At 54.1% G+C, this 231-nt stretch carries 1 rRNA gene; it reads left to right on the top strand.

Going from position 1 to position 231, the window contains the following annotated elements:
• Positions 1-231, top strand: a 16S ribosomal RNA gene (locus tag ACTHSN_RS10930); the annotation flags it as partial.

The raw sequence follows: 231 nt of genomic DNA on the forward strand, positions 1-231 counted from the left end.
TGACCGAGCGACGCCGCGTGCGGGATGAAGGCCTTCGGGTTGTAAACCGCGAAAGTAGGGAGGAAATTGCTAGGGGTTCTCCCCAAGTATTGACCTATCTTCAGTAAGGACGGGCTAAGTTCGTGCCAGCAGCCGCGGTAATACGAACCGTACAAACGTTATTCGGATTTATTGGGCTTAAAGGGTATGTAGGCGGCCCTTCAAGTCGGGTGTGAAAGCCCTCGGCTCAAC

The sequence above is a fragment of the Neisseria sp. P0009.S010 genome (assembly GCF_051958545.1).
Classification (GTDB): domain Bacteria; phylum Pseudomonadota; class Gammaproteobacteria; order Burkholderiales; family Neisseriaceae; genus Neisseria; species Neisseria subflava_A.